Here is a 22,572-nt window from a genome sequence, read left to right as displayed (position 1 = left end):
CCGGAGGTGAGAAGACAATAGTGACCCAACCCGGTGGAAACATGAACTTCGGCTGGATTGACCGTGCAGCTTCCCCCCATCTGCGCCGCGCGTGTGTTGCACGCGGCAGGATCGGTGTAGATACATTGCGGTGGGATCGCCTGGGTCTGGACACAGTATGGCGACGCCAGCACCGGAAGCGGGACACCCAGCAGTACCGCCCCAATCAGCATCGCCGTGCCGCCGCCATTTCGTCTGTTCATTGCCTCGAACCCTATCGTATTTCTCGCTGGTGCCGCCCAGCAAGCGCTGTGCCATCAAATACGAACTCGTTGCGGTAGCGACGGGATGCAGGCACTCTTCACATTCTGCGGGACCGCCTATCTGCTGATCTATGCCTTCGAAGGCGTGATCCGCTACGGCCTCTACAGTGTAGGGCATGACGACCTGATCCTGCTGCGCGATGGGCTGATTATAGGGCCGCTCTTGCTGTTGCTGGTGATGCAGACATTTCGTCACCATATCCATCCGGCGTTCGCTATCTTTGCCGGCATCGTCGCCGTGCACGGGGCGATCGCCACATTCAACCTCGGCACCACTCTTCCGGCGATATACGGCACCAAACTGCTGGTTAACGTCCTGTTTGGATTCATTGCCGGCCGGCAACTGACCCAACCGTCGCGGCGCATGTTGCTGTTGCTCGTTGCAATCTGGGTGATTTCGGTCACCGGGGTCATATTGGACAAATTTGTCTATACCTTCCCATGGATGGGGCTGGAAACCCATGTCGGCGGCATCCAGGTGGACGTCTCCCGCGGCTGGGACATCGACAGTGGGCCCGATAAACGGGCCGCAGGCTTCACCCGCAGCTCGATTTCCGCCGCCATGATGTTGCCGATCCTCGTGCTGATCATTGCCCCAAGGGTCAGAAGTTTGCTGATTCGTTTCGTGCTTCTGGCGACGACGACAGTTGCGGTCGCGCTCACAACGCAGAAGGGTGCGATGGTCGCGGTCGCCGCGGTCAGCCTGATCCTGTGCGCACCGTACTGGAGCCGCTACCGGTTGCTGTGCATCGCGTGCGTGGCATTCGCCATCCTGGCGGTCGCGCTGCCGGTGATGTCCACCGGCCTGCTCATCCCGGACAGTGGTGGTGTGTTCAGCCTGGCATCGTTTGCGATGCGGATAACACTGACCTGGCCCGACGCATGGCAGTGGATATCCAACAATCAGGTGTTTCCGTTCGGCGTCGGCCTTGGCGGTATTGGAGGCGCGCAACGCTTCTACGCCGCCAACTTCGTCAATCCCTCCGACAATCTGTTTGTTTTCCTCTACGCGAATTTCGGCGTGTTCAGCCTGCTGTATCTCGGTTGGATCGCAACGATCGGCCGGCGTCTGCCACGAAACGTCCAGTCCATGGCAATCCCCGCGCTGGCGATCCTTGCATTCAATCTCGGGTACGGTGCGGCACTGTCGATGCTGGAAGACCAGGTTTCGGCCCTGTTCATCGGCGCGTCCGCCGGAATGCTGTGGCAATTGCACCAGGTGGCCCGCGCCGGCCAATGGAGCAACCCATTCTCTGGAGAGCCGATCGACCGCGGGCCGTCGATCGCCAAATCGTTTCATGACGGTACGGTGAGGGTCAATTGACACGCGCGACTGACGAATCCCGGAACAATTTCACCCTGTTGCGTCTTCTATTGGCGCTCATGGTGGTGATCGGTCATTTCAAGTTGCTGTCCGGCACGGCCTATCCATCGTTTCCGTTCAACCTGGCTGACGCCGCGGTCGATTGCTTTTTCGTGGTCAGCGGTTTCCTGATCGCCGGCAGCTACGAACGTTGTCATGGCCTGTGGTCGTTTTACGCTCGGCGGGTATTCCGGCTCTACCCAATGTATCTTTGCGTTGTGCTGATCCAGGCCGTGATCATGATGGCGCTGCTGCCGGGTGGCCCGTTCAGCGCGTTGCGATCGACAGTGCGATACCTGGTCACGAACGCGCTGATGGCGAATTTCCTGCAATACGACATTGGCGGAGTCTTGTCGGGCCTCAGCAATCCCGGAATCAACCCCAGCCTGTGGACCCTGAAAATCGAGATCGGTTTTTACCTGATCGTGCCGCTGATCTACGTCGCAACCCGGCGCCTGGGCTGGTGGGTCCTCGCATTCATCTTCGTCGCGTCGGTCGCCTACAACGTGTTGGCCCTGCACCTCGGAGATCCACGGATGGCCAAACAATTGCCAGGACAATTGCAGTTTTTTGTCGTCGGCGTGGCGCTCTACCTTTACGGACAGCGACTGCGCGTTGCCGCCTGGGTCAGTGCGGCAATAACCGTGGCGTTTCTTGTCACCTGGACGCTGGTGGTACCAATCCCCCCTGGCATTCGGCCTTTGATCGTGGGCGCATTCGTCTTCAGCTTTGCCCTGTGCACGCCGGTGATCCGGTTGAAGTCGGACCTGTCATACAGTGTCTACCTGCTGCACGGACCGATATTGCAAACCCTGATCCTGCTTGGCCTGTTTCACGACACCCTGCCATTCCTGTCCGGCATCGTATGCTCGGTGCTCGTGCTTGCGTTCATCATGGAGCGCCTGGTGGAACGGCCAGGCAATGAATTTGGCCGGCGTCTCGCCATGCGCCTGGGCCGACGTGTTCCAGCGATGCCGAGCGTGGCCTGAACCATGACCGTTCGTTCTGTCGTGGTACTCAATGATTTCTGCCATGTGCAGGGGGGTGCCAGTCGCGTTGCCATTGATGAGGCCGTGGCACTGCGGCAATCCGGCCTCGACGTCACATTCATTGGCGCGGTCGGGCCGGTTTGTGAGGCTCTCGATGCCGCCGGCGTCAGGACCATCTGCCTCAATCAGCCCGAACTCGCGCACGTCGCACAGCATCCGCTCGTCGCGTTGCAAACGCTGTGGAATCGAACCGCCTGCCGCGCTCTGCAATCGCTGATGCCGGCGCTGGATCCGCGACAGTCGATCGTGCACCTACATGGTTACACAAAAGCATTGACCACGGCGCCCGCGTTGATCGCAAACCGAGCGGGTTTACCGGTCATTTGCACGTTGCATGATTTTTTCGCGGCCTGTCCCAATGGCGCGTTCTTTGATTATCGCCGCCAGGAACCGTGCCGATTGCGCGCGCTGTCGAAGTCCTGCGCATTCACCGCCTGCGATAAGCGGCACCCCATGCACAAAGCCTATCGCGTCGTGCGCGGCATTGGGCAGCGCCACATCGCGCACTTTCCCAAATCGGTGCGGGATTATATAACGCTCTCGGGACAATCAACCGATCTGCTCAGGCCGTACCTGCCGCCGGATGCACGGTTCCATCCACTCGCCAACATAATCGACGTCCAACGATCACCCAAGGTAGACGTCGGCGCAAACCGCACCCTTCTGGTGGTCGGGCGTCTCGACGCGGAAAAAGGCGTCCTGCTGGCGGCTGAAGCCGCACGGCGCACCGGACTGCCGATCGTCTTCGCGGGCGATGGACCGTTGCGCTCCGCTATCGAGGCAACCGGCGCTCGGGTCACCGGCTGGCTAACGCCGGAAGGTGTTCGACACGAAATGGACCAGGCGCGTTGCCTGATCTTTCCCAGCCTGTGGTACGAAACATTCGGACTCGTTGTAACCGAGGCCGCCGCACGTGGCGTGCCCGCCATTGTCAGTGACATCGCGGCACCGGCCGAACGGATCGTTGACGGATCGACCGGTTGGGTGTTCCGTAGCGGCGACCTCGACAGCCTGATGCGTTGCGTCCAGTTTACCCGGGATTCCGATACGGTACAAGCGGTCGGAACGGCCGCCTACAACGCGTATTGGGCCAAACCATCCGATCCCCGCCGGCACACGGCGGCACTGACCGCCATCTACGACGCCGTAATCGCCGATAACGCGCCCACAGGTGGACAACCGCACAGCGCGTTGCATGTCGCCAGCAACTGTTCGTCGGTCATGTCGCGGCATTGAATGAACCTTGTGTCCTCGGCCATCGCATTGACCACAGGCAACGACTCAGCCGAACCAAACCAACAGACGACGCCGCACGCCTGTATCAATGGCAGGTCGTCGATGTGATCGGTGAACAGGATCAGCGGCCGACCGCACCAGCCGATGTCATCTAGGAACGCAACGACCCTCTGCCGTTTCATTGTACCGCTATTGGACGGCTCACCAGCCGAACGGCCGGACCGCGTCGCCAGTACGTGACGGAACCCCAGGCGTCGTCCAAACGCCTCGGCGTAATCGGCTGCCGCCGCGGTGGCGAGCACCGCATCCAATTGGCGTTCCACCATCAGGTCGAGGCATGGTCGCATGTTGGCGCGCACCCGGCCTAACAACATCGCCTCGAAGTGGCTCGCTAAGTCCGGGCCGCGGCCGGCGTTTGCCGCCTGCCATGCTGCCTGAAGACAGCGTTGGAATTCGTCATGGCTCAGTCGCCCGATCTTACGCCTCAGCAACAGACTTGCGGCGCGCAGCGACAACAGCGCGCGGCGTCTCGCGCCAACCCCGCGCAGCCGTCCGGTCATCAGGAACAGGGTCCAAAGCGGAAAGCTGTTGCAGGACAGGATCGTGTCATCAAGGTCGAAGATCAGCACCGGCATCGGATCAGGCGACTGCATCGAACGACCATGGGAAACGGCACAGCGTGTCATGGAACAGGACGTAGTCCGGCGCCGTGATGGGCTGTTCCAGTGTCTGGGTAATGACGGCGCTGCGAATCTCGGTTCCGGAAGGACACACGGTGCGAACAAGCCGCAGCACCGTTGCCAGCGTGGCGCCGCTGTCGATGGCGTCGTCTGCTACGAGAATACGCGATTGTGATCGCTGCTTCGCAAGCCAGGCGGCGATCACACCGATTTCGGCATGATCGACCTGTTGCGGACGCGCCTGGTGCGTGCGCGGCGCGATGAACAACCGATGTTCGATACGCCGCAACAGGTCCAGTGCCGGACGCGGCAACGCGGCCAACGCCGTGCGAAGCAACGGAACGCGGGCTTTTGCGCCCGTTGCCGCGCGTCGGCAGGTGACCGGCAGCACAGGCAACGGCGCGGATGCGGCACGGACCATGGACTCCGCGACTTGCAATCCACCGGTGCGGATACCCACCACCAATGTCGGCTCATAGTCCGCTTCGACCATTTGCATGAGCTCGGCACACGAAGCATGGAATTCGGGTAACCGCAGTGTGCGCAGCGCCGGCCCGAACCACGAACGGTTCCCGTCGACACGGGTAAACTCTGGATTTTGTTGGATTTGCGCCACATTGCCCTCGATGTCGATGATGACAACTCGGGCGGCTGCAAAATCGGCGCCGATGCAGGGGAACGCCGATCACAACCTGTTGACAGTCGTGAAGAGGCGCGTGATAGCGTGCCAGCCGACGCAAAGGCTGGAGCGCATGAGGCCTGAATCAGTAGGAACACCAGTCAGGAACCCACATGTGGCGGCTGACGCCAGGAAAGCGGTCGAAAAGTCCGCCTCCTGGGACGTGCGGGATGATGGGGCAGGGGAAGCCATGTTGCGGCGCCGTGCTAGGCGCCTGGCACTGCTTTTCATGGTCTTGTCCGGTGTTTTTATGATCGCCCTCGCGGTGGGCGCGTGGCTTTTGCTCCGTGGCTGACCTTCGCGTGTGCCACAACGTCTCCCGTGACGTGAAGGGGTGCGTCGCGAGTCACACTGAGTTGCTTCGCGTGTGGAGGCAAAGCGTTGCACGATCAAGACGTCGCGGGATTGCTGCTTGATGCATGAACGTTTGGCGCATAAATTGCTTAGTATGCCCTAGGTGAGGAAATCTACTTCGGTACGCGATATGCAACGCATGAGTGACCACAGCACTGATCTTGGTTCTGCCCGGCAACGGCGATGGCGCCGTCGAGGGGCCAGCATGCCGCCGTCCAGAAGCCAGGCGATTCCATCCCTGCCAGCGCCGACGTTTCTCGCGCTGACGCCGGAGGAGCGTGTGTATCTGCAAACCTGGCGGAAGCTGGCGCTGCCCGCCGGGATAGACATGGTGGAAGACCTGATGGCCCGGCCGTGGCCGTGCGCGGTCGCCGATAGTATCTTGGGCATCTTCCGGTTCGGCGAAGACACGGCCGCTTGGATGGTCATCGGCCAGGATGGGACCTGGGTCGTCGCCCGTTGCGACAATGGCACGATTTCACAGCAATACGGCACACTCGCCGAAGCCTTGTCGCAGATTTATCCGCTCGACGACCCCGCCTGATCCCGGCGATCGTTCGGATCAACCCGGCCTGGCGTCGCCTTGAACCCGCGGGTCAGCGATATCGCGTGACGGTGCAGCATGCGATACAGCGTCACCCGCGAGACGCTCAGTTCACGCGCGGTCTCGGCAATATTCTCCTGCGTGCGTTCAAGTGCGCCAATCAGCGCCAGACGCTCTCCCTCCGACCCTGGCAGCGGTCGCGCCGACACCGGCGGCACGGATGGCATGCGATCCGGGTCGGCCAGTCCGACCAAGTCGGTCGCCGCGATGACCGGGCTATTGCTCATCACGACCGCGCGACGAATGACCGACATCAGTTCACGCACGTTCCCGGGCCACGGGTGCTGGCACAAAGCGTCGATCGCGTCCGGGGTGAAATCGATTATGTTCCGATTGAACTGACCGGCGGCCTCCCGAAGAAAGTGGCGTGCCAGCGGTTCGATATCGCCCGTCCGCTCACGCAGTGGCGGCAGCGATAGCGTCAGGATGCCAAGCCGGTAATACAGGTCCTCACGAAACCGGCCCTCCGCCATCGCGGCCCGCAGGCGCACATTGGTCGCCGAGACAACGCGCACGTTGACGTTGGTCGCTTCGCGTGCGCCGACCCGAACGATTTGCCCCTCTTGGAGAAACCGCAGCAAATGGGCTTGCAGATCCATCGGCATGTCACCGATCTCATCCAGGAACAGGGTTCCCCCATCTGCGTGCTCGATCTGCCCCTTGGTACGGGCGGCCGCACCGGTGAAAGCACCCTTTTCGTAGCCGAATAACTCCGATGCGATCAGGCTGGATGGAATCGCCGCGCAGTTGATCGCGACGAAGCGGCCGCCGTGCCGTTTCGAGTTCTGATGAATCGCACGCGCCGCCAGTTCCTTGCCGGTGCCGCTCTCGCCGGTGATAAGCACGGGTTCATCGGTCTGGGCGTAACGATCCAGCATCTCGTTCACATGACGCATGGCGGCGCTGGAACCGATGATGTCCGAACCGCCATCCGTGGACGTCGCATGCGCAGGCACCGCACCGTCGTCGGTTGCCAGTGAAACGGTCGCGTGCAATCGGCTCAGGAGGCTGTGATCTTCAGCCGCCCATTCCAACAGCAGTTGCGCAAGACGTTCCACCGGAACGCGCGAAAGGTCGCCCAGCGTCACCCGCATCATCAGTGAAGCCTGTGTTCGGTTATGATCGTGCATGAGAGCGTCATGTCTAACACAGAGAATCGGGCCGTTTGGTGGCGCGTCGTGAGTCAATTCTCGGTGTCTGACACAATGCTCACAAACCCACGCTTTTGCGGTCCCGCCGCCTGAGACGCCGGCAGATTAACGTCCCGTAAAGGAATTCAATGCCGCGGACCCCCAGTCAGGGTGGATGCGGTCCGAACCCGCCATGCTGCTGTTGGAGCCAATAACGACGGCTTGACCGGTTGCGCCCGGCACATTGGGGTCTCCCGCAGCCGCCGACCCCTGCTGAAGGCCTGCCGCGGTACAGGAGGCCGCCGACAGGACGACTGCCATCAGCAACACCCGCGTTGGAAAAAGCATCGGAAATTCCTCGGCACATGCCCGGGGCGATCCCGGGACGCCGTAAGACGTGGGTGCCCGGGTGTGGATGTCCAGTGGTCGCGCCTGACAGCCGAGAAGCCGGTGCACAGGTCTGGCCGCGGGGAAGGCGCCGAAGAGCGACGACGCTTGCTGGTCGGTCTCGGCCATCTCGACAGCGCGATAAAAGCCGTGCGACCTCTTACCCCTTGAAATCAAGATACTTTGAAAAAAGTCAACCATTTGTGAACGTGCGGAAAGCGTAATGGCCTATCGTTAACAGTCACGATCTTTTAGGTGTTTGCTCCAAAGCGGTGCGCCGGATGAGGCCCCCCAAGCGCACGACAAAGGAGCTACCAATGGAACTGCAGACGGCTGTCTCAGCGGACGTCGCCTCCTTTAACGGCCATCTGGGTGGCGACATCGACAGCAACCAACTGCTCTCGGCACTGCAGGCGATGCGCGGGGGGGATTTCTCCGTCCGGCTCCGCAGCGACGGCACCGGTTTTTCCGGCAAGATCGCCGATACATTCAACGAAATCGTCGCTGCGAACGAACGCATGGCCGATCAACTGAAGCTGGTCGGCCAGGTCGTCGGCAAGAACGGCCGCACCCGGCAGCGGGTGAAATTCGGCACCTCCGTCGGCGCCTGGGGCGATATGGAAGAGTCGGTCAACACGCTGATCGACGACCTGCTCTGGCCGATCACCGAGGTGACCCGCACCATCAGCGCCGTCGCCAAGGGCGATCTCTTGCAGACGGTCCCGCTCGAAGTCGACGGCCGCGGGCTGGAGGGCGAATTCCTGCGCTCCGCCAACATCGTTAACACGATGATCAAGCAGCTTGGCGTGTTCACGTCGGAAGTGACCCGCGTGGCCCGCGAAGTCGGCACCGACGGCAAGCTGGGCGGCCAGGCCCAGGTCAGTGAAGTAACGGGCGTCTGGAAGGACCTGACCGAGTCAGTGAACTCCATGGCATCCAACCTGACCGCGCAGGTTCGCAACCTCGCCGAGGTCACCATCGCCGTCGCCAACGGCGACTTGTCCAAGAAGATCACCGTCGACGTGCGCGGCGAGATTCTACAGTTGAAAGAAGCCATCAACACGATGGTGGATCAGCTGCGCTCTTTCGCTTCCGAAGTCACCCGCGTCGCCCGCGAGGTCGGCACCGAAGGCAAACTCGGCGGCCAGGCTCTCGTCCCGGGAGTCGCTGGCACCTGGAAAGACCTGACCGACAGCGTCAACGCGATGTGTGGCAACCTGACCGACCAGGTACGCAACATCGCCCAGGTGACCACGGCAGTGGCGCGCGGCGATCTGTCGCGCAAGATCACCGTCGATGTGCGCGGCGAAATCCTGGAGTTGAAGGACACCATGAATACCATGGTGGATCAGCTCAACTCCTTCGCCTCCGAAGTCACCCGCGTCGCGCGTGAGGTCGGCACCGAGGGCCGCCTCGGCGGCCAGGCGCAGGTGCCAGGTGTCGCCGGCACCTGGAAGGACCTGACCGACAACGTCAACTCCATGGCCTCCAACCTGACCGGCCAGGTGCGCAACATCGCCGAGGTCGCAACCGCCATCGCCCGCGGCGACCTGTCGAAGAAGATCACCGTCAACGTCTCCGGCGAGATCCTGCAGTTGAAAGAAACCATCAACACGATGGTCGATCAGCTCAACGCCTTCGCCTCCGAAGTCACCCGTGTGGCGCGTGAGGTCGGCACCGACGGGCGCCTGGGTGGCCAGGCGAACGTGTTGGGGGTGGCCGGCACCTGGAAGGACCTGACGGAATCGGTCAATTCGATGGCGTCCAACCTGACCGCGCAGGTCCGCAACATCGCCGAGGTCTCCACCGCCATCGCCAACGGCGACCTGTCGAAGAAGATCACCGTCAACGTCTCCGGCGAGATCTTGCAGTTGAAGGAGACCATCAACACGATGGTCGACCAGCTCAACCGTTTCGCCGGCGAAGTCACCCGCGTCGCCAGAGAGGTTGGCACCGAAGGCCGCCTCGGCGGTCAGGCGCAAGTGTCCGGTGTCGCCGGCACCTGGAAAGACCTGACCGACAGCGTGAACTCCATGGCAAGCAACCTCACCGGCCAGGTCCGCAACATCGCCGAAGTCGCCACCGCCGTGGCGCAAGGTGACTTGTCAAAAAAGATCACCGTCAACGTCTCCGGCGAAATCCTGCAGTTGAAAGAAACCATCAACACGATGGTCGATCAGCTCAACGCCTTCGCCGGCGAAGTCACCCGCGTCGCCCGCGAGGTCGGCACCGAAGGCCGTCTCGGCGGCCAGGCCCAGGTGTCGGGCGTCGCCGGCACGTGGAAGGACCTGACCGACAGCGTGAATTCCATGGCCGGCAACCTCACCGCCCAGGTCCGCAACATCGCCGAAGTCGCCACCGCCATCGCCGGCGGAGACCTGTCCCGCAAGATCACCGTCGATGTGCGCGGCGAGATCCTTCAGTTGAAGGAAACGCTGAACACCATGGTCGATCAGCTCAACCGCTTTGCCGGCGAGGTGACCCGCGTCGCCCGCGAGGTCGGCACCGAAGGCAAGCTGGGCGGCCAGGCCCAGGTTCCGGGTGTCGCGGGCACCTGGAAAGACCTGACCGACAACGTCAACTCCATGGCCGGCAACCTGACCGCCCAGGTCCGCAACATCGCCGAAGTCACCACCGCCGTCGCCCGAGGCGATCTGGGCCGCAAGATCACCGTCGACGTGAAGGGCGAAATCCTCGAACTGAAAAACACCATCAACACGATGGTGGATCAGTTGAACGCCTTCGCCTCCGAAGTCACCCGCGTGGCGCGCGAGGTCGGCACCGAGGGCAAGCTGGGTGGCCAGGCCGTCGTCCCCGGCGTCGGCGGCACCTGGAAGGACCTGACCGACAACGTCAACTTCATGGCGTCCAACCTGACCGGCCAGGTGCGCAACATCGCCGAGGTCGCCACCGCCATCGCCAACGGCGACCTGTCCAAGAAGATCACCGTGGACGTGCGCGGCGAAATCCTGCTGCTGAAGGAAACGCTGAACACGATGGTGGAGCAGCTTCGGTCCTTCGCCGCCGAAGTCACCCGCGTCGCCCGCGAAGTCGGCACCGAAGGCCGTCTCGGTGGCCAGGCCGTCGTTCCCGGCGTCGGCGGCACCTGGAAGGACCTGACCGACAACGTCAACCTGCTGGCCGCCAACCTGACCACCCAGGTCCGCAACATCGCCGAGGTCACCACTGCCGTCGCCCGCGGCGACCTGTCGCGCAAAATCACCGTGGACGTGAAGGGCGAAATCCTCGAACTGAAGAACACCATCAACACGATGGTGGATCAGCTCAACGCCTTCGCCTCCGAAGTCACCCGCGTCGCCCGCGAAGTCGGCACCGAGGGCAAGCTGGGCGGCCAGGCGCAAGTCCCCGGCGTCGCCGGGACGTGGAAAGACCTGACCGACACCGTCAACGTCATGGCCGCCAACCTGACCGAACAGGTGCGCGGCATCGTCAAGGTCGTCACCGCCGTCGCCGACGGCGACCTGAAGCAGAACCTGACCATGACCTCCAAGGGTGAGGTCGCGGCGCTGGCCGAAACCATCAACAACATGACCAACACGCTGGCCACCTTCGCCGACCAGGTCACCACCGTCGCCCGCGAAGTCGGCGTCGAAGGCCGGCTCGGCGGCCAGGCCAACGTGCCCGGTGCCGCCGGCACCTGGAAGGACCTGACTGGCAACGTCAACCTGCTGGCCGCCAACCTGACCACCCAGGTGCGCGCCATCGCCGAGGTCGCCACCGCCGTCACCAAGGGCGACCTGACCCGCTCGATCCAGGTCGAGGCCCGCGGCGAGGTGGCGGAGCTGAAAGACAACCTGAACACGATGATCGACAACCTCCGCCTGACGACGGAGCGAAACACCCAGCAGGACTGGCTGAAAACCAATCTCGCCCGCTTCACCAATATGCTGCAGGGCCAGCGCGACCTGGCGACCGTCGGCCGCATGCTGCTGGCAGAACTGGCGCCGCTGGTGGAGGCCCAGAACGGCGTCATCTACCTGGTGGATGCCGATCATCCGGATGCGCGTGTGACGCTGAAACTACTGTCCTCATTCGCTGACGGCGGCGAGGAAGGCCATGCGCAACGCCTCGCCTTCGGCGAAAGCCTGATCGGCCAATGCGCCGCGGACGGAAGGCGCATGCTGATCGCAGACGTTCCCGCCGATGCGACACCGATCCGTTCCGGACTGTTCAGAGCCACCCCGCGCAGCGTCTACGTGCTGCCGGTGTTGTTCGAGGGCCAGGTCAAGGCGGTCATCGAACTCGCCACCGTCGGCAGCTTCACCGATCTGCAGCAGGCGTTCCTGGAACAGCTCACCGGCGGCATCGGCATCGTGCTGAACAGCATCGAAGCCACCATGCAGACCGAGGGCCTGCTGAAACAGTCGCAACAGTTGGCGATCGAACTGCAAACCCAGCAGCGCGAATTGCAGCAGACCAACGAACAGCTCGAACAGAAGGCGCAGCAGCTCGCCGAACGCAACGTCGAAGTCGAACGCAAGAACCAGGAAATCGAGCAGGCCAGACGAGCGGTGGAAGAAAAAGCCACCGAACTCGCCCTGACATCGAAGTACAAGTCCGAATTCCTCGCCAACATGTCGCACGAATTGCGCACGCCGCTGAACTCGATCCTGATCCTGGGCCAGCAGTTGACGGATAACTTCGACGGCAACCTGACGTCACGCCAGGTCGAATATGCGCGCACCATCCACGGCGCCGGCACCGATCTGCTGAACCTGATCAGCGACATTCTCGATCTGTCGAAGATCGAATCCGGCACCGTCTCCGTCGACGTTGAGGAAATTCCCCTGGTCGCGCTGCAGGAAACCGTGACGAGGCCGTTCCGTCACGAAGCCGAAAACAAAGGCCTGTCCTTCGAAATACTCGTCGAGCCGCAACTGCGCACGATCACCACCGATTCCAAACGCGTGCAGCAGGTGCTGAAAAACCTGTTGTCCAACGCGTTCAAGTTCACCTCCCAGGGTGGCGTCCGCCTGCGCGTCTTCACCGCGGCGACGGGATGGACTGCCGACAACGCCGTCCTGCGGCAGGCGCCATCGGTGGTCGCGTTCGAGGTCAGCGACACCGGCATCGGCATTCCGGCCGACAAACAGCGCATCATCTTCGAGGCATTCCAGCAGGCCGATGCCTCGACCAGCCGCAAATACGGCGGCACCGGCCTGGGTCTGGCGATTTCCCGCGAACTTGCCAGCCTGCTGGGCGGCGAGATCCAGCTTCGCAGCCAGCCGGGCGTCGGCAGTACCTTCACCCTGTTCCTGCCCCTGACCTATGTCGGACCGCGCGCGCCCGTGCCGATGACGGCAACCGAACAATCTGCCGCGGCCGAGGCATCGGTCGAACTGATGCGGGTGCTGGCGCCGGAACTGGTTCCCGAACGGGTGCCCGATGACCGGCTATCGATCGGACCGGGTGAACACGCCTTGCTGATCGTCGAGGACGATCCGCATTACGCGCGCATCCTGGCCGACCTGGCACACGATCACGATCTGAAGGTGCTGGTAGCGTCCCGCGGTGCGGAAGCGTTATCCCTGGCACGCGAGTACCAGCCTTTGGCCGTGTCGCTGGACGTGTTCCTGCCCGATATGCTGGGCTGGACCGTGCTGAACCAGTTGAAACAGGACCCGGCCACCCGGCACATCCCGGTGCAGATGCTGACCCTGGACGAAGACCGCCAACACGGCCTGGCACGCGGCGCGTTCAGCTTCATCAGCAAGCCGACCACCACCGTCGGCCTGGAACAGGCGCTGGACCGCATCACCGCATTCACCCGCCCGCGCCGCAAGCAACTGATGATCGTCGAGGACGACGCCGGCGAACGTCTGGGCATCAGCGAATTGCTGCGCGACGACGACACCGACATCGTCACGGCGGCAACCGGCGAGGAAGCCATCGCGCTGATGACCGGCTCGCCGCCCGATTGCGTCGTGCTTGATCTGCGCCTGCCCGACATGACCGGCTTCGACATCCTGGAACGGATCAAGGACGATCACCGTCTCGCCGACATGCCGGTCGTTGTCTTCACAGGCCGCGAACTGTCGCCCGAGGAAGACGCCACGCTGCACACCATGGCCCGCAGTGTCGTGGTTAAGGGCGTTGAATCGCCGGAACGCCTGCTCGACGAAACCTCGCTGTTCCTACACAGGGTTTTCGCCGACATGCCGGCCGACAAGCAGCGCATGTTGCAGCGCCTGCACAGTTCCGACGAAAACCTCATCGGCCAGAAAGTGCTGCTGGTCGACGACGACGCGCGCAACATCTTCGCGCTGTCCAGCGTGCTGGAACGCCGCGGCATGCACGTCCTGACCGCCACCACCGGGCGCGAGGCGATCGACCTGCTGGATCACACGCCCGGTGTCGGCATCGTGCTGATGGACATCATGATGCCGGAAATGGACGGCTATGAAACGATGCGGGTCATCCGCCAAAAAGCCGACTTCCGCCGCCTGCCGATCATTGCCCTGACCGCCAAGGCGATGAAGGGCGATCGCGAGAAGTGCCTGGAAGCCGGTGCCTCCGACTACCTGGCGAAACCGGTGAATACGGAGCAGCTTCTGTCCGCGCTGCGCAGTTGGCTACATCGGTGAGTACCATGGAAAAAGTCAATATCCTTCTTGTCGACGATCAGCCCGCCAAGCTGCTCAGCTTTGAGGTGATCCTGGAGGAGCTTGGCGAAAACCTGCTGAAGGCCGGGTCAGCTCGAGCGGCGCTGGAGATACTGCTGAAGACCGAGGTCGCGGTTGTATTGACAGACGTATCGATGCCGGAAACCGACGGCTTCGAGCTGGCGGCGATGATCAGGGAGCATCCGCGTTTTCGTCGCACCGCGATCATCTTCGTGTCCGCCATTCACCTGACCGACCCTGACCGGCTGCGCGGCTATCAGGCCGGGGCAGTGGACTATCTACCCGTACCCCTGGTCCCCGAATTGATGCGCGCCAAGGTCAAGGTCTTCGCCGAACTCTATCGCAAGACGCGGGAACTGGAACGCCTGAACGCCGAACTGGAAAACCGCGTCGCCGAACGCACCCGCGAACTGGCCCAGACCAACGCGCAATTGGAACAGCGGGTCGAGGAACGCACCCGCGAACGTGAGGCCGCGCTCGCCAAGGTCCACGAAATGCAGAAGATGGAAAGCATCGGCCAGTTGACCGGCGGCGTCGCGCACGACTTCAACAATCTGCTGACGGCGGTCTCGGCCAATCTGGAACTGCTGAGAAAACGAATTCCGGACAACCCCGCCCTTCATCGCCTGATCGACGGCGCCCTGGCCGGCGCCAGCCGGGGCGCGTCGCTCACCCGCCGTATGCTCGCCTTCGCCCGCCGGCAGGAACTGAAACCGGCCCCGGTTCACCTGCAGACCCTGCTGGAGGGGATGAGCGACATGGTCCGCCGCTCCCTCGGTCCACAGATCGACGTCAGCATCGATATTGCACCCGGCCTTCCATCGGTCATGGTCGATCCGCATCAATTGGAGCTGGCGATCCTCAACCTCGCGCTCAACGCTCGGGATGCCATGGACGGCGAAGGCCAGCTTACGATCTCCGCGGAACGTGAGGCCACGGCGAACCCGCTCTCCGGGTTGTCGTCGGGCGCGTATGTCAGCATCACCGTCACCGACACCGGAACCGGCATGGATGAGGCGACGTTGAAACGCGCGACAGAGCCGTTCTTCACGACGAAAGGGGTCGGAAAAGGGACGGGTCTCGGACTGTCGATGGTGCAGGGCTTGATGATGCAGTCAGGCGGAGCCATGCAGATCGACAGCCGGATGGGACAAGGAACATCGATCCGTCTCTGGCTTCCGATGGGGGACGTGATGCACCTGGATGCGCCGCGCACAATCACGGTCAGCAAGCCGTCTTCCCCTATTTCGAGACAGATTTTGCTCGTTGACGACGACCCGTTGGTCCTGACCAGTTCCGCGGCCATGCTGGAGGACCTGGGCCACCGCGTGGCCACAGCCGAATCGGGTATGGCGGCGCTCCAGCTTCTGGCGACCGGTTTGGAAGTGGAGCTGCTGATCGCCGACTACGCCATGCCGGGAATGAACGGACTCGAGCTGTCGGCGACCGCCCGGCATCAGCGGCCCGGTCTTCCGATCATCATCGCCTCCGGATTCGCGGAACAGACGTCGGCCGAGGGTCAACCGTTTCAGCGTCTTGCCAAGCCCTATCTGCAAAGCGAACTGGCCGCCTGCATCGAGGAAGCCTGGCGAAGCAAGGAGATTTTCCCCGTCTCCGGGGCCGAAAATCATCGGTTTTCCCGGGATGTCGTGCTCGACGTGCCCGCGGCTTTGGCCGGCCAGGCCAGCCGGACATAGAGCATGATCGCGCTGGGCGGAACGTCCAGAGCGCGTGAATCATGCGATCAAACAAAACGTTCTAGGGCGACCATCCGACGCCATGCTCGGGACACCACGAAGTGGCCGTTACGGCGGCGATCCTGCCGTCTGTCAGGGCGCTTTCACGGTCGGATAGATGTCCGCCCCGTAGAATTTACGGAATGTTTCGATCTGGTCAGGCGGCGGCGGGGCATAGACGCATTTCTTGGAGGTGAACCGCCCGCCCATGATGCGGTTCAGCTTCACCGCCGCTTCGCCCAGCTTCACCAGGTTGGTGATGCCGTTGAGGATCGGCACGCCATCCTCGGTTTCATAAACCCCGGCATGCGCCAGCAACGCCATCACCACGCCGCCGGCGGCGATCACCACCTCGGCGCCCGCTTCGGTATTCTTGCGGGCCGCCTCATTGAACTGTGCCAGGATGCGAGCCTGCGCCTCGGGATTGTCGAACCCCGGCCCAAGATCGGTGATCCGCTCGATCCGCATGCGGTTCGCGCCGACGAAGCGTTCGCGCAGTCCGTAGCGCGCCACGTTCTCGATAATGCGCGGGGTGAATTTCTCGTTGATCGTCACGAACGAAAAATTCGCCCCCATCATGCACGCCATGTGCATCGCTGACTCGCATAATCCCAGCACCGGGATATCGGCGATCTCCCGCGCCGCGTGCAGGCCGGGATCGGCGATGTTGCCAATCAGGAATGCATCGAAACCTTCCCGCACCGCGCGATGCACGTTCTTCAGCACCTCCCCGGTTTCCAGATATTCCAGGTAGCGGAACTGATCGCCGGTGCCGCCGATTTCCGTGATTCCGGCTACGTGGATCTCGGTATCGGGGTCGCGCACACGATCGAGGATCTCGCGCAGCACGCGCGGATAGCCGCCCCATTCCGTTTGCCGGGACATGCTTTGATACCACAGCTTCATGCGTGCTTCCTCCGAGCCTGTAAGTTTTTCGCGTGATTCACGCCTTCCGGCCTTCGGCCTCAGGCGATCTCGCTTTCAGTTCCTTGATCAGCGTGTAGCCGATCGTGGCCAGCGTCAGCAGCACCAGGGCCGCGCAGATCGGCCGTGTCATCGCCTGCCAGATGCTGTTGTAGAGCACCGTTGCCTGCAGGAAGTAGGTCTCGATCGGCCCGCCCAGGATCAAGCCGAGCAACAACGGTGGCAACGGCACGCGCAGCAGGCGCAGCGCGAAGCCGAACAGCCCCGTGGCCAGCGCCACGTAAACATCGAACATATCGCCGTTCACCGCGAAGGCGCCGACCATCGCGAACACGATGATGATCGGCGCCAGGATCGCCAGCGGCGCGCGCGTGACACGAGCAATCAGGCGGGCGCAGGTTAGAGCGAAGATCAGCATCAGCGTGTTGGCAACAAATGCGCCGGCGAAGATCGTGTACAGCACGTCGCCGCTGCTTTGCAGCAGCATCGGCCCGGGGATCATCCCGTGCATGGTCAGCGCCGCCATGACGATCACCGCGTCGACGCTGCCCGGAATCCCCAGCGTCAGCGCCGGCACCAGCGACGAGAACACCGCCGCGTTGGCCGCCGTCTCCGGCGCCAGCACGCCGCGAATGTCGCCGCGGCCGAACTCATGTCCGGGCTTCGCGGTACGCCGAGCCTCACCAAACGCAATGAAACTGGCGATGGTGGGTCCGTGCCCGGGCACCACGCCCAGGAACACGCCCAGCACGGCCGATTTGGCGATGGTGAACCAGTGCGTCGTCCAGTCCGACAGACGCAGCAGGAACGTGTCAGGCTGATCCAGCGAGGCCAGGTTCACCGCCACCCGCGTGCGCCGGTGCAGCACCATTTCCAGCAGCACCGGGACCGTAAAGAATCCCACCAGCGTCGGGATCATCGGCAGCCCATTGATCAGGTCGGGCGTCACCACCAGCCGAATGTCGCCGCTCGGCGCGGTACCGACACTGGCGATCAGCAGTCCGATCAGCATGCCAATGGTGCCACGCACCAGTGAGCCGGACGCCAGCGACACCACCGCGGCCATGCCGAACAACGCCAGTCCGAACATCTCGGCCGGCCCGAATGTCAGTGCCATCGCCGCGAGCGGTGGCGACAGCAGCATCAGCGCGGCCGCCGCGGCGAACCCGCCGATCGTTGCGCCGACAATAGACGCCCGCAGTGCCCGGCGCGCCAGGCCACGTTGCGCCAACAGATGCCCCTCGATCGCGCAGGCCGCGGCCGCGGCGTTGCCGGGAATGTTCAGGCAGATCGCCGCGATCGATCCGGCATACACCGCCGAATTCCAAATCGCGATCAGAAACAGCACGCCGGTATCGGCTCGGAATACGAAGGTCAGCGGCAGCAGCATGGTCATCGCGGTGGCGCCGGACAGGCCGGGGATCGCGCCGAAAATCATGCCGATCGTGACGCCGAACACCATCGCGGCCAGATTGCCCAGCGTGAAGACGTGCAGGAAGCCTTGCGCGATCAGATGCTCCATGCCGACCGCGTGCTCCCCCTGCGTGTTGTCGTTCGTTGGCCGCGCAACTATGGTAGGCGCCGACCGAAGCCTGTCAAATCGAGGCACCGGTTGGGCTGGGAGGGCCGGATGCAAAGAAGAAGCCTGCTGCTGGGCGTCACGGGTGCGCTGGCCGTGTCCCACATCGCCCGCGCGGACGACTATCCGTCCCGTCCGGTCACCATGATCGTGCCCTATGGCCCCGGCGGCGGCGTGTCGATCAACGCGCGCGCCCTGCAACCCTACTACGAGAAGACGCTGGGCACCCGCGTCATCGTGGAGAACCGCGAAGGCGCCGGCGGCATCACCGGCTATACCGTGGGCGCGTTCGCCAAGCCCGACGGCTACACCATCACCATGGTCAGCCCGGCAATCACCGCGTCGCCCTGGCTGGTGCCGAACGTCCGCTTCACGCCGGACGATTACGCCTTCATCGGCCAGGTCAGCTTCGTGCCGAACATGCTGGTGGTGAACGCCGACAGCGCGTTCAAGACCCTGAAGGACCTCGTGGATGCGATGAAGGCGAAGCCAGGCGAAATCTCCACCGGGATCGAGGCAAGCTGGCCAAGCTCCAGCGTGTGCGGAGCCTTGTTCCTGGCGCTGTCCGGCGCCAAAGCGAAGGTCGTTCCCGGCTTCAAGGGCGGCGCGGAGAAAATTGCCTCGGTGCTCGGCGCCCATCTCGATTTCTCGGTGAACAACACGCAGGAGGTGATGCCGCTGTACCAGGCGAAGCGGATCCGCGTGCTGGCGATGGCGGCACCGGAACGATCCGCTTTCTTTCCGGAAGTTCCGACGTTCCGCGAACTGGGCTACGACGTTACCACGGGCGTGTGGCGTTCGATCGCGGTGCCGAAGGCGACGCCGCAGCCGGTGCAGGACAAGCTGGCCGCCGCGCTGAAGCAGGCGATGGCCGATCCGGCCCTGAAACAGGATTTCGCCAAGGTCGAACTGACAGTCGACTACCTCGATCCCGCCGCGACGCGGGCCGCGGTGATGGCGGAATACGCCGAGTTCGACAAGCTGTTCACCCAGCTTGGCATGAACATCAAGCACAAGGCCTAGGAACGTGCTGCGTGCGGCGGGCGGCCTGATCATGGGCGTGGCGTTCGCCATCGGCTTTCTTGCGACGCTGGGCATGGACGGATCGTTGCACTACCCGCTGGCCTATTCGCAGGTGCTGATCGCGGCCATCGCGCTGCTGTTGCTGACCTCGGCAGCGAACGACTGGCGAACCGCGCGGGCCGGGGCAGGGGGCGTCGGCACCCCCGCGGTCGTGCCCGACACGGCAGGCGGTCCGGTCGTCCTGTGGGTCACGATCGCCCTGTGCACCGCCTATGTCGCGTCATGGACGCTGGTCGGCTTTTTCCCCGCGACGTTCGTCTATGTCGCAGTGCAGCTTTGGCTGTTGCGCCAGCGGTCCTGGGGTATTCTGTTCGGCGTGCCCGCGACGGTGACATTGCTGGTCTACGTGGTGTTCGCCAGGCTGCTGACGCTGCCATTCCCCGTGGGGGCTTGGTTCGGCGGATAACAAACCATACCCGGCAAGAGGACAAACCGATGCGACTGCGTGACAGAGTGGCGATCGTGACCGGTGCGGCCGGCGGTCTTGGCAGCGCCATCAGCGAACGCTTTGCGCAAGAAGGCGCGTCGCTGTGCCTCGCCGACCGCAACAGCACCGCGGCGACGGCCGCGGCAGTGCGCTCACTCGGCAGGGAGGCGGTCGAGGTGCTGGCTGACGTGACGCAGACTGCCTCGGTCAATGCCATGGTCGCCCAGGCGCTGGTGGCGTTCGGCCGGATCGACATCCTGGTCAACGTGGCCGGCGTCAGTTCGCACGGCGCCGCGGCGACACTGCCCGAGGCGGAATGGGACCGCGTACTGAACCACAATCTGAAGAGCGTCTTTCTGTGCACCCAGGCGGTCGTGGCGCCGATGCGCGAACGCCGTTACGGGCGCATCGTCAGCATCGGTTCCATCCTGGGGAAGAATGGCGGCAATCCCCGGCCATGGATTGATCCGTCGGAACAGGTGCGCGCCGGCAATGTCGCCTATGGCGCGTCGAAAGCCGGCATCCACGCAATGACATTTTACTTCGCGAAGGAACTGGCGGCCGACGGCATCACCGTCAACGTGGTGGCGCCGGGACCGATCGCGTCACCGATGACGACCAACTTCCCCGACACGCTGCGTGGCCTGATCCCGGTGGGCCGGATGGGCACCGCCGTGGAGGTGGCCGACGCCGTGACGTTCCTGGCCGGCGAGGCCGCAAGCTTCGTCACCGGCGAGGTGTTGGACGTCAACGGCGGCGCCTGGTGCGACTGAACCGGAAAATCGTAACGGATAAACCCAGATCATGAGCACGGATGACCTGATCGATCCACGCGGCATCCTGGCTGGTCAGCCAGTGCGGCCGGCACCGCGCCTGACCGGCCTGGAAGGGCGGCGTGTGCTGCTGTTGGACAACGGCAAACTGGGTGTCGGGGCCTACGCCGTTGTGGCCGACGCACTGCGTTCGGGCGCGGCGGAAGCCGCCTGGGCACACGCGACGATCAACATGCTGCGGGTCGACGACGCCGATGTGGACGGTATCGCGGACAACCTGATCGCCGCGCACCAGCCGGAGGCCTGCATCCTGGCCTTGGCCGATGCCGGCGTCACAGCGCACACCGCGCTGCTGAGCATCGCCCTGGAACGGCGCGGCATTCCAACCGCCATGCTGGCCACACCGCTCGGGGCCGGGCTGGCAAGGGCGATGTTTCAAGCGCGTGCCCCGGGGTTGCAGGTGGTCGTGCTGGACCTCGTGCGGACCGACAGTCCCGAAAAGGCGGTGGCGCTGATCACGGCGACGATGCCGAGCATTCGCGCGCTGCTGACCGGCAACGTGGTTGCGACAACCGCGGAACAGGCGTCGCCCTATCCCGCCGAGGCCGTTCGGCAATGGGCCAGTGCGGCCTCGGATATGGCATCGTTCCAGGACTGGGCTGAACAGGCGGAGATCGGTGATGGGCTGCCGTTGATCCCACCAACCCAGGCGGCAGTCACGGCACATCTGGCGACCGTCGAGTCCGACCCGGATGCGGTGGTGTATGGGCCGGCGCTGACCTCGGGGCGCCTGTTGCGCGTGCGTGACGTCGCCGCCAACGCCGTCATGGCCGGCTGTCCGCCGCGCGGCTTTCCGGTCGTGCTGGCCGCGCTGCGCGCGATGGCCCAGCCAGGCTACCGCCTGTCGCAGGCCGCGATCACCACGCATCCATCCGGCAACGCGATCGTTCTGTCCGGGGTCGATCCGGCAGCTTACGGGCTGTCGGCGGGTGCCGGCTGTCTGGGACCAGGGCATCGCGGCAACGCCTGTGTCGGACGTGCCGTTGCACTGAGTGTCCTGCACCTGTTCGGCGCCCGCCCGGGTGAGGCGGACCTGACCATCTTCGGTTCGTCGGCGGAATTTACCTATTGCACGGCGGAGGCCCATTTCGGGACGCCATGGCCGTCCCTGGCGAGCGAACTCGGGGACGGAAAGCCGGGCGTGTTCGTGCTGAAAGCGGAAGCACCGCGCAACGTCCTGGAAAACCTGCTGCTGACGCCGGAGGCTCTGTGCGAGGCGATCGCCGAGGCGTCGGTGTCACTGTGCTCCAACAACAGTTTCATTCCGGGCGAGCTATTGGTCTTCCTCAACCCCGAACACGCCGCTGTATTCACTGGCGCCAACTGGACGCGGCAGGACCTTGCGCAAGCGATCCACAATATGGCGCGCATTGCCCGGCAGCTTGTCAGCGGGCGGGGCGTGGGTGCAATCCGGCCGCGCTACATGGACGCACTGACGCAGTTGCCGGTGACACGATCGCCCGCCGACGTCCATATCGTGGTGGCCGGGGGCGCCGGGCCGCAGTCCATGGTGGCGCTACCCTGGGGCTATTCGCGCGGCCAGTGGCAGGCGTTGTAATACC

The 22,572-nt window shown here is 63.6% G+C and carries 15 protein-coding genes; 10 read left to right on the top strand and 5 right to left on the bottom strand.

What is annotated here, in order from left to right; translation table 11 throughout:
• Window positions 1-327 precede the first annotated feature (327 nt).
• The 3 genes from GSQ89_RS22695 to GSQ89_RS22685 are packed head-to-tail and all read left to right on the top strand — an operon-like array spanning window position 328 to window position 3,950.
• Window positions 328-1,626, top strand: a complete 1,299-nt coding sequence (locus GSQ89_RS22695) for a hypothetical protein (RefSeq protein WP_158929504.1) — start codon at window positions 328-330, stop codon at window positions 1,624-1,626.
• Window positions 1,623-2,654: an acyltransferase gene (locus GSQ89_RS22690; protein WP_158929502.1), complete on the top strand. Its 1,032-nt coding sequence runs from the start codon at window positions 1,623-1,625 to the stop codon at window positions 2,652-2,654. The genes GSQ89_RS22695 and GSQ89_RS22690 overlap by 4 nt, the downstream gene beginning before the upstream one ends.
• A gap of 3 nt (window positions 2,655-2,657) precedes the next feature.
• A complete protein-coding gene (locus tag GSQ89_RS22685; protein WP_158929500.1) occupies window positions 2,658-3,950 on the top strand; it encodes a glycosyltransferase in 1,293 nt (430 codons plus the stop codon).
• On the opposite strand, the gene GSQ89_RS22680 is transcribed toward GSQ89_RS22685, so the two are convergent.
• The gene (locus GSQ89_RS22680; protein WP_158929498.1) at window positions 3,851-4,603 is read right to left on the bottom strand and encodes an HAD family hydrolase; all 753 of its coding nucleotides are present in this window, start codon (window positions 4,601-4,603) and stop codon (window positions 3,851-3,853) included. The genes GSQ89_RS22685 and GSQ89_RS22680 overlap by 100 nt on opposite strands.
• Window positions 4,590-5,246 (bottom strand): phosphoribosyltransferase family protein, encoded by a 657-nt coding sequence (locus tag GSQ89_RS22675; RefSeq protein WP_256367340.1) that lies wholly within the window; start codon window positions 5,244-5,246, stop codon window positions 4,590-4,592. The genes GSQ89_RS22680 and GSQ89_RS22675 overlap by 14 nt, the downstream gene beginning before the upstream one ends.
• Window positions 5,247-5,868: 622 nt before the next feature.
• Between GSQ89_RS22675 and GSQ89_RS22670 the strand changes: the two genes are divergently transcribed.
• Window positions 5,869-6,207 (top strand): hypothetical protein, encoded by a 339-nt coding sequence (locus GSQ89_RS22670; RefSeq protein WP_158929494.1) that lies wholly within the window; start codon window positions 5,869-5,871, stop codon window positions 6,205-6,207.
• Here the strand turns inward: GSQ89_RS22670 and GSQ89_RS22665 are convergent.
• Complete coding sequence (locus GSQ89_RS22665; protein ID WP_254073320.1) at window positions 6,183-7,397, bottom strand: sigma-54-dependent Fis family transcriptional regulator; 1,215 nt, start codon at window positions 7,395-7,397, stop codon at window positions 6,183-6,185. The two genes, GSQ89_RS22670 and GSQ89_RS22665, sit on opposite strands and share 25 nt — an antisense overlap.
• 704 nt (window positions 7,398-8,101) lie before the next feature.
• On the opposite strand from GSQ89_RS22665, the gene GSQ89_RS22660 reads away from it, so the two are divergent.
• Together GSQ89_RS22660 and GSQ89_RS22655 are read left to right on the top strand one after the other, a co-directional pair.
• Window positions 8,102-14,389, top strand: a complete 6,288-nt coding sequence (locus GSQ89_RS22660) for a HAMP domain-containing protein (protein WP_158929492.1) — start codon at window positions 8,102-8,104, stop codon at window positions 14,387-14,389.
• A gap of 5 nt (window positions 14,390-14,394) precedes the next feature.
• Entirely contained in the window at window positions 14,395-16,125 is a 1,731-nt protein-coding gene (locus GSQ89_RS22655) for a response regulator (RefSeq protein WP_158929490.1), read from the top strand.
• A gap of 132 nt (window positions 16,126-16,257) precedes the next feature.
• Here GSQ89_RS22655 and GSQ89_RS22650 read toward each other — a convergent pair whose 3' ends face one another.
• The gene (locus GSQ89_RS22650; RefSeq protein WP_158929488.1) at window positions 16,258-17,070 is read right to left on the bottom strand and encodes an aspartate/glutamate racemase family protein; all 813 of its coding nucleotides are present in this window, start codon (window positions 17,068-17,070) and stop codon (window positions 16,258-16,260) included.
• A gap of 37 nt (window positions 17,071-17,107) precedes the next feature.
• Window positions 17,108-18,610, bottom strand: coding sequence for a tripartite tricarboxylate transporter permease (locus GSQ89_RS22645; RefSeq protein WP_158929486.1), 1,503 nt, complete (start codon window positions 18,608-18,610; stop codon window positions 17,108-17,110).
• 108 nt (window positions 18,611-18,718) lie between these two features.
• Between GSQ89_RS22645 and GSQ89_RS22640 the strand changes: the two genes are divergently transcribed.
• Genes GSQ89_RS22640 through GSQ89_RS22625 form a run of 4 tightly spaced genes read left to right on the top strand, consistent with a single transcriptional unit; the run spans window position 18,719 to window position 22,568 of the window.
• On the top strand, window positions 18,719-19,690 hold the full coding sequence (locus GSQ89_RS22640; RefSeq protein WP_158929484.1) for a tripartite tricarboxylate transporter substrate binding protein: 972 nt from the start codon (window positions 18,719-18,721) through the stop codon (window positions 19,688-19,690).
• 4 nt (window positions 19,691-19,694) lie between these two features.
• Entirely contained in the window at window positions 19,695-20,156 is a 462-nt protein-coding gene (locus tag GSQ89_RS22635) for a tripartite tricarboxylate transporter TctB family protein (RefSeq protein ID WP_158929482.1), read from the top strand.
• A 29-nt stretch (window positions 20,157-20,185) separates the two neighbouring features.
• Complete coding sequence (locus GSQ89_RS22630) at window positions 20,186-20,950, top strand: SDR family NAD(P)-dependent oxidoreductase (RefSeq protein ID WP_158929480.1); 765 nt, start codon at window positions 20,186-20,188, stop codon at window positions 20,948-20,950.
• A gap of 31 nt (window positions 20,951-20,981) precedes the next feature.
• Entirely contained in the window at window positions 20,982-22,568 is a 1,587-nt protein-coding gene (locus tag GSQ89_RS22625; RefSeq protein ID WP_158929478.1) for a hypothetical protein, read from the top strand.
• Window positions 22,569-22,572: the final 4 nt, after the last annotated feature.

Source organism: Acidisphaera sp. S103 (genome assembly GCF_009765975.1).
Lineage (GTDB): Bacteria > Pseudomonadota > Alphaproteobacteria > Acetobacterales > Acetobacteraceae > Rhodopila.
Note: the sequence above shows the minus strand (reverse complement) of the source record. Positions and strands in the feature narration are given on the sequence as shown.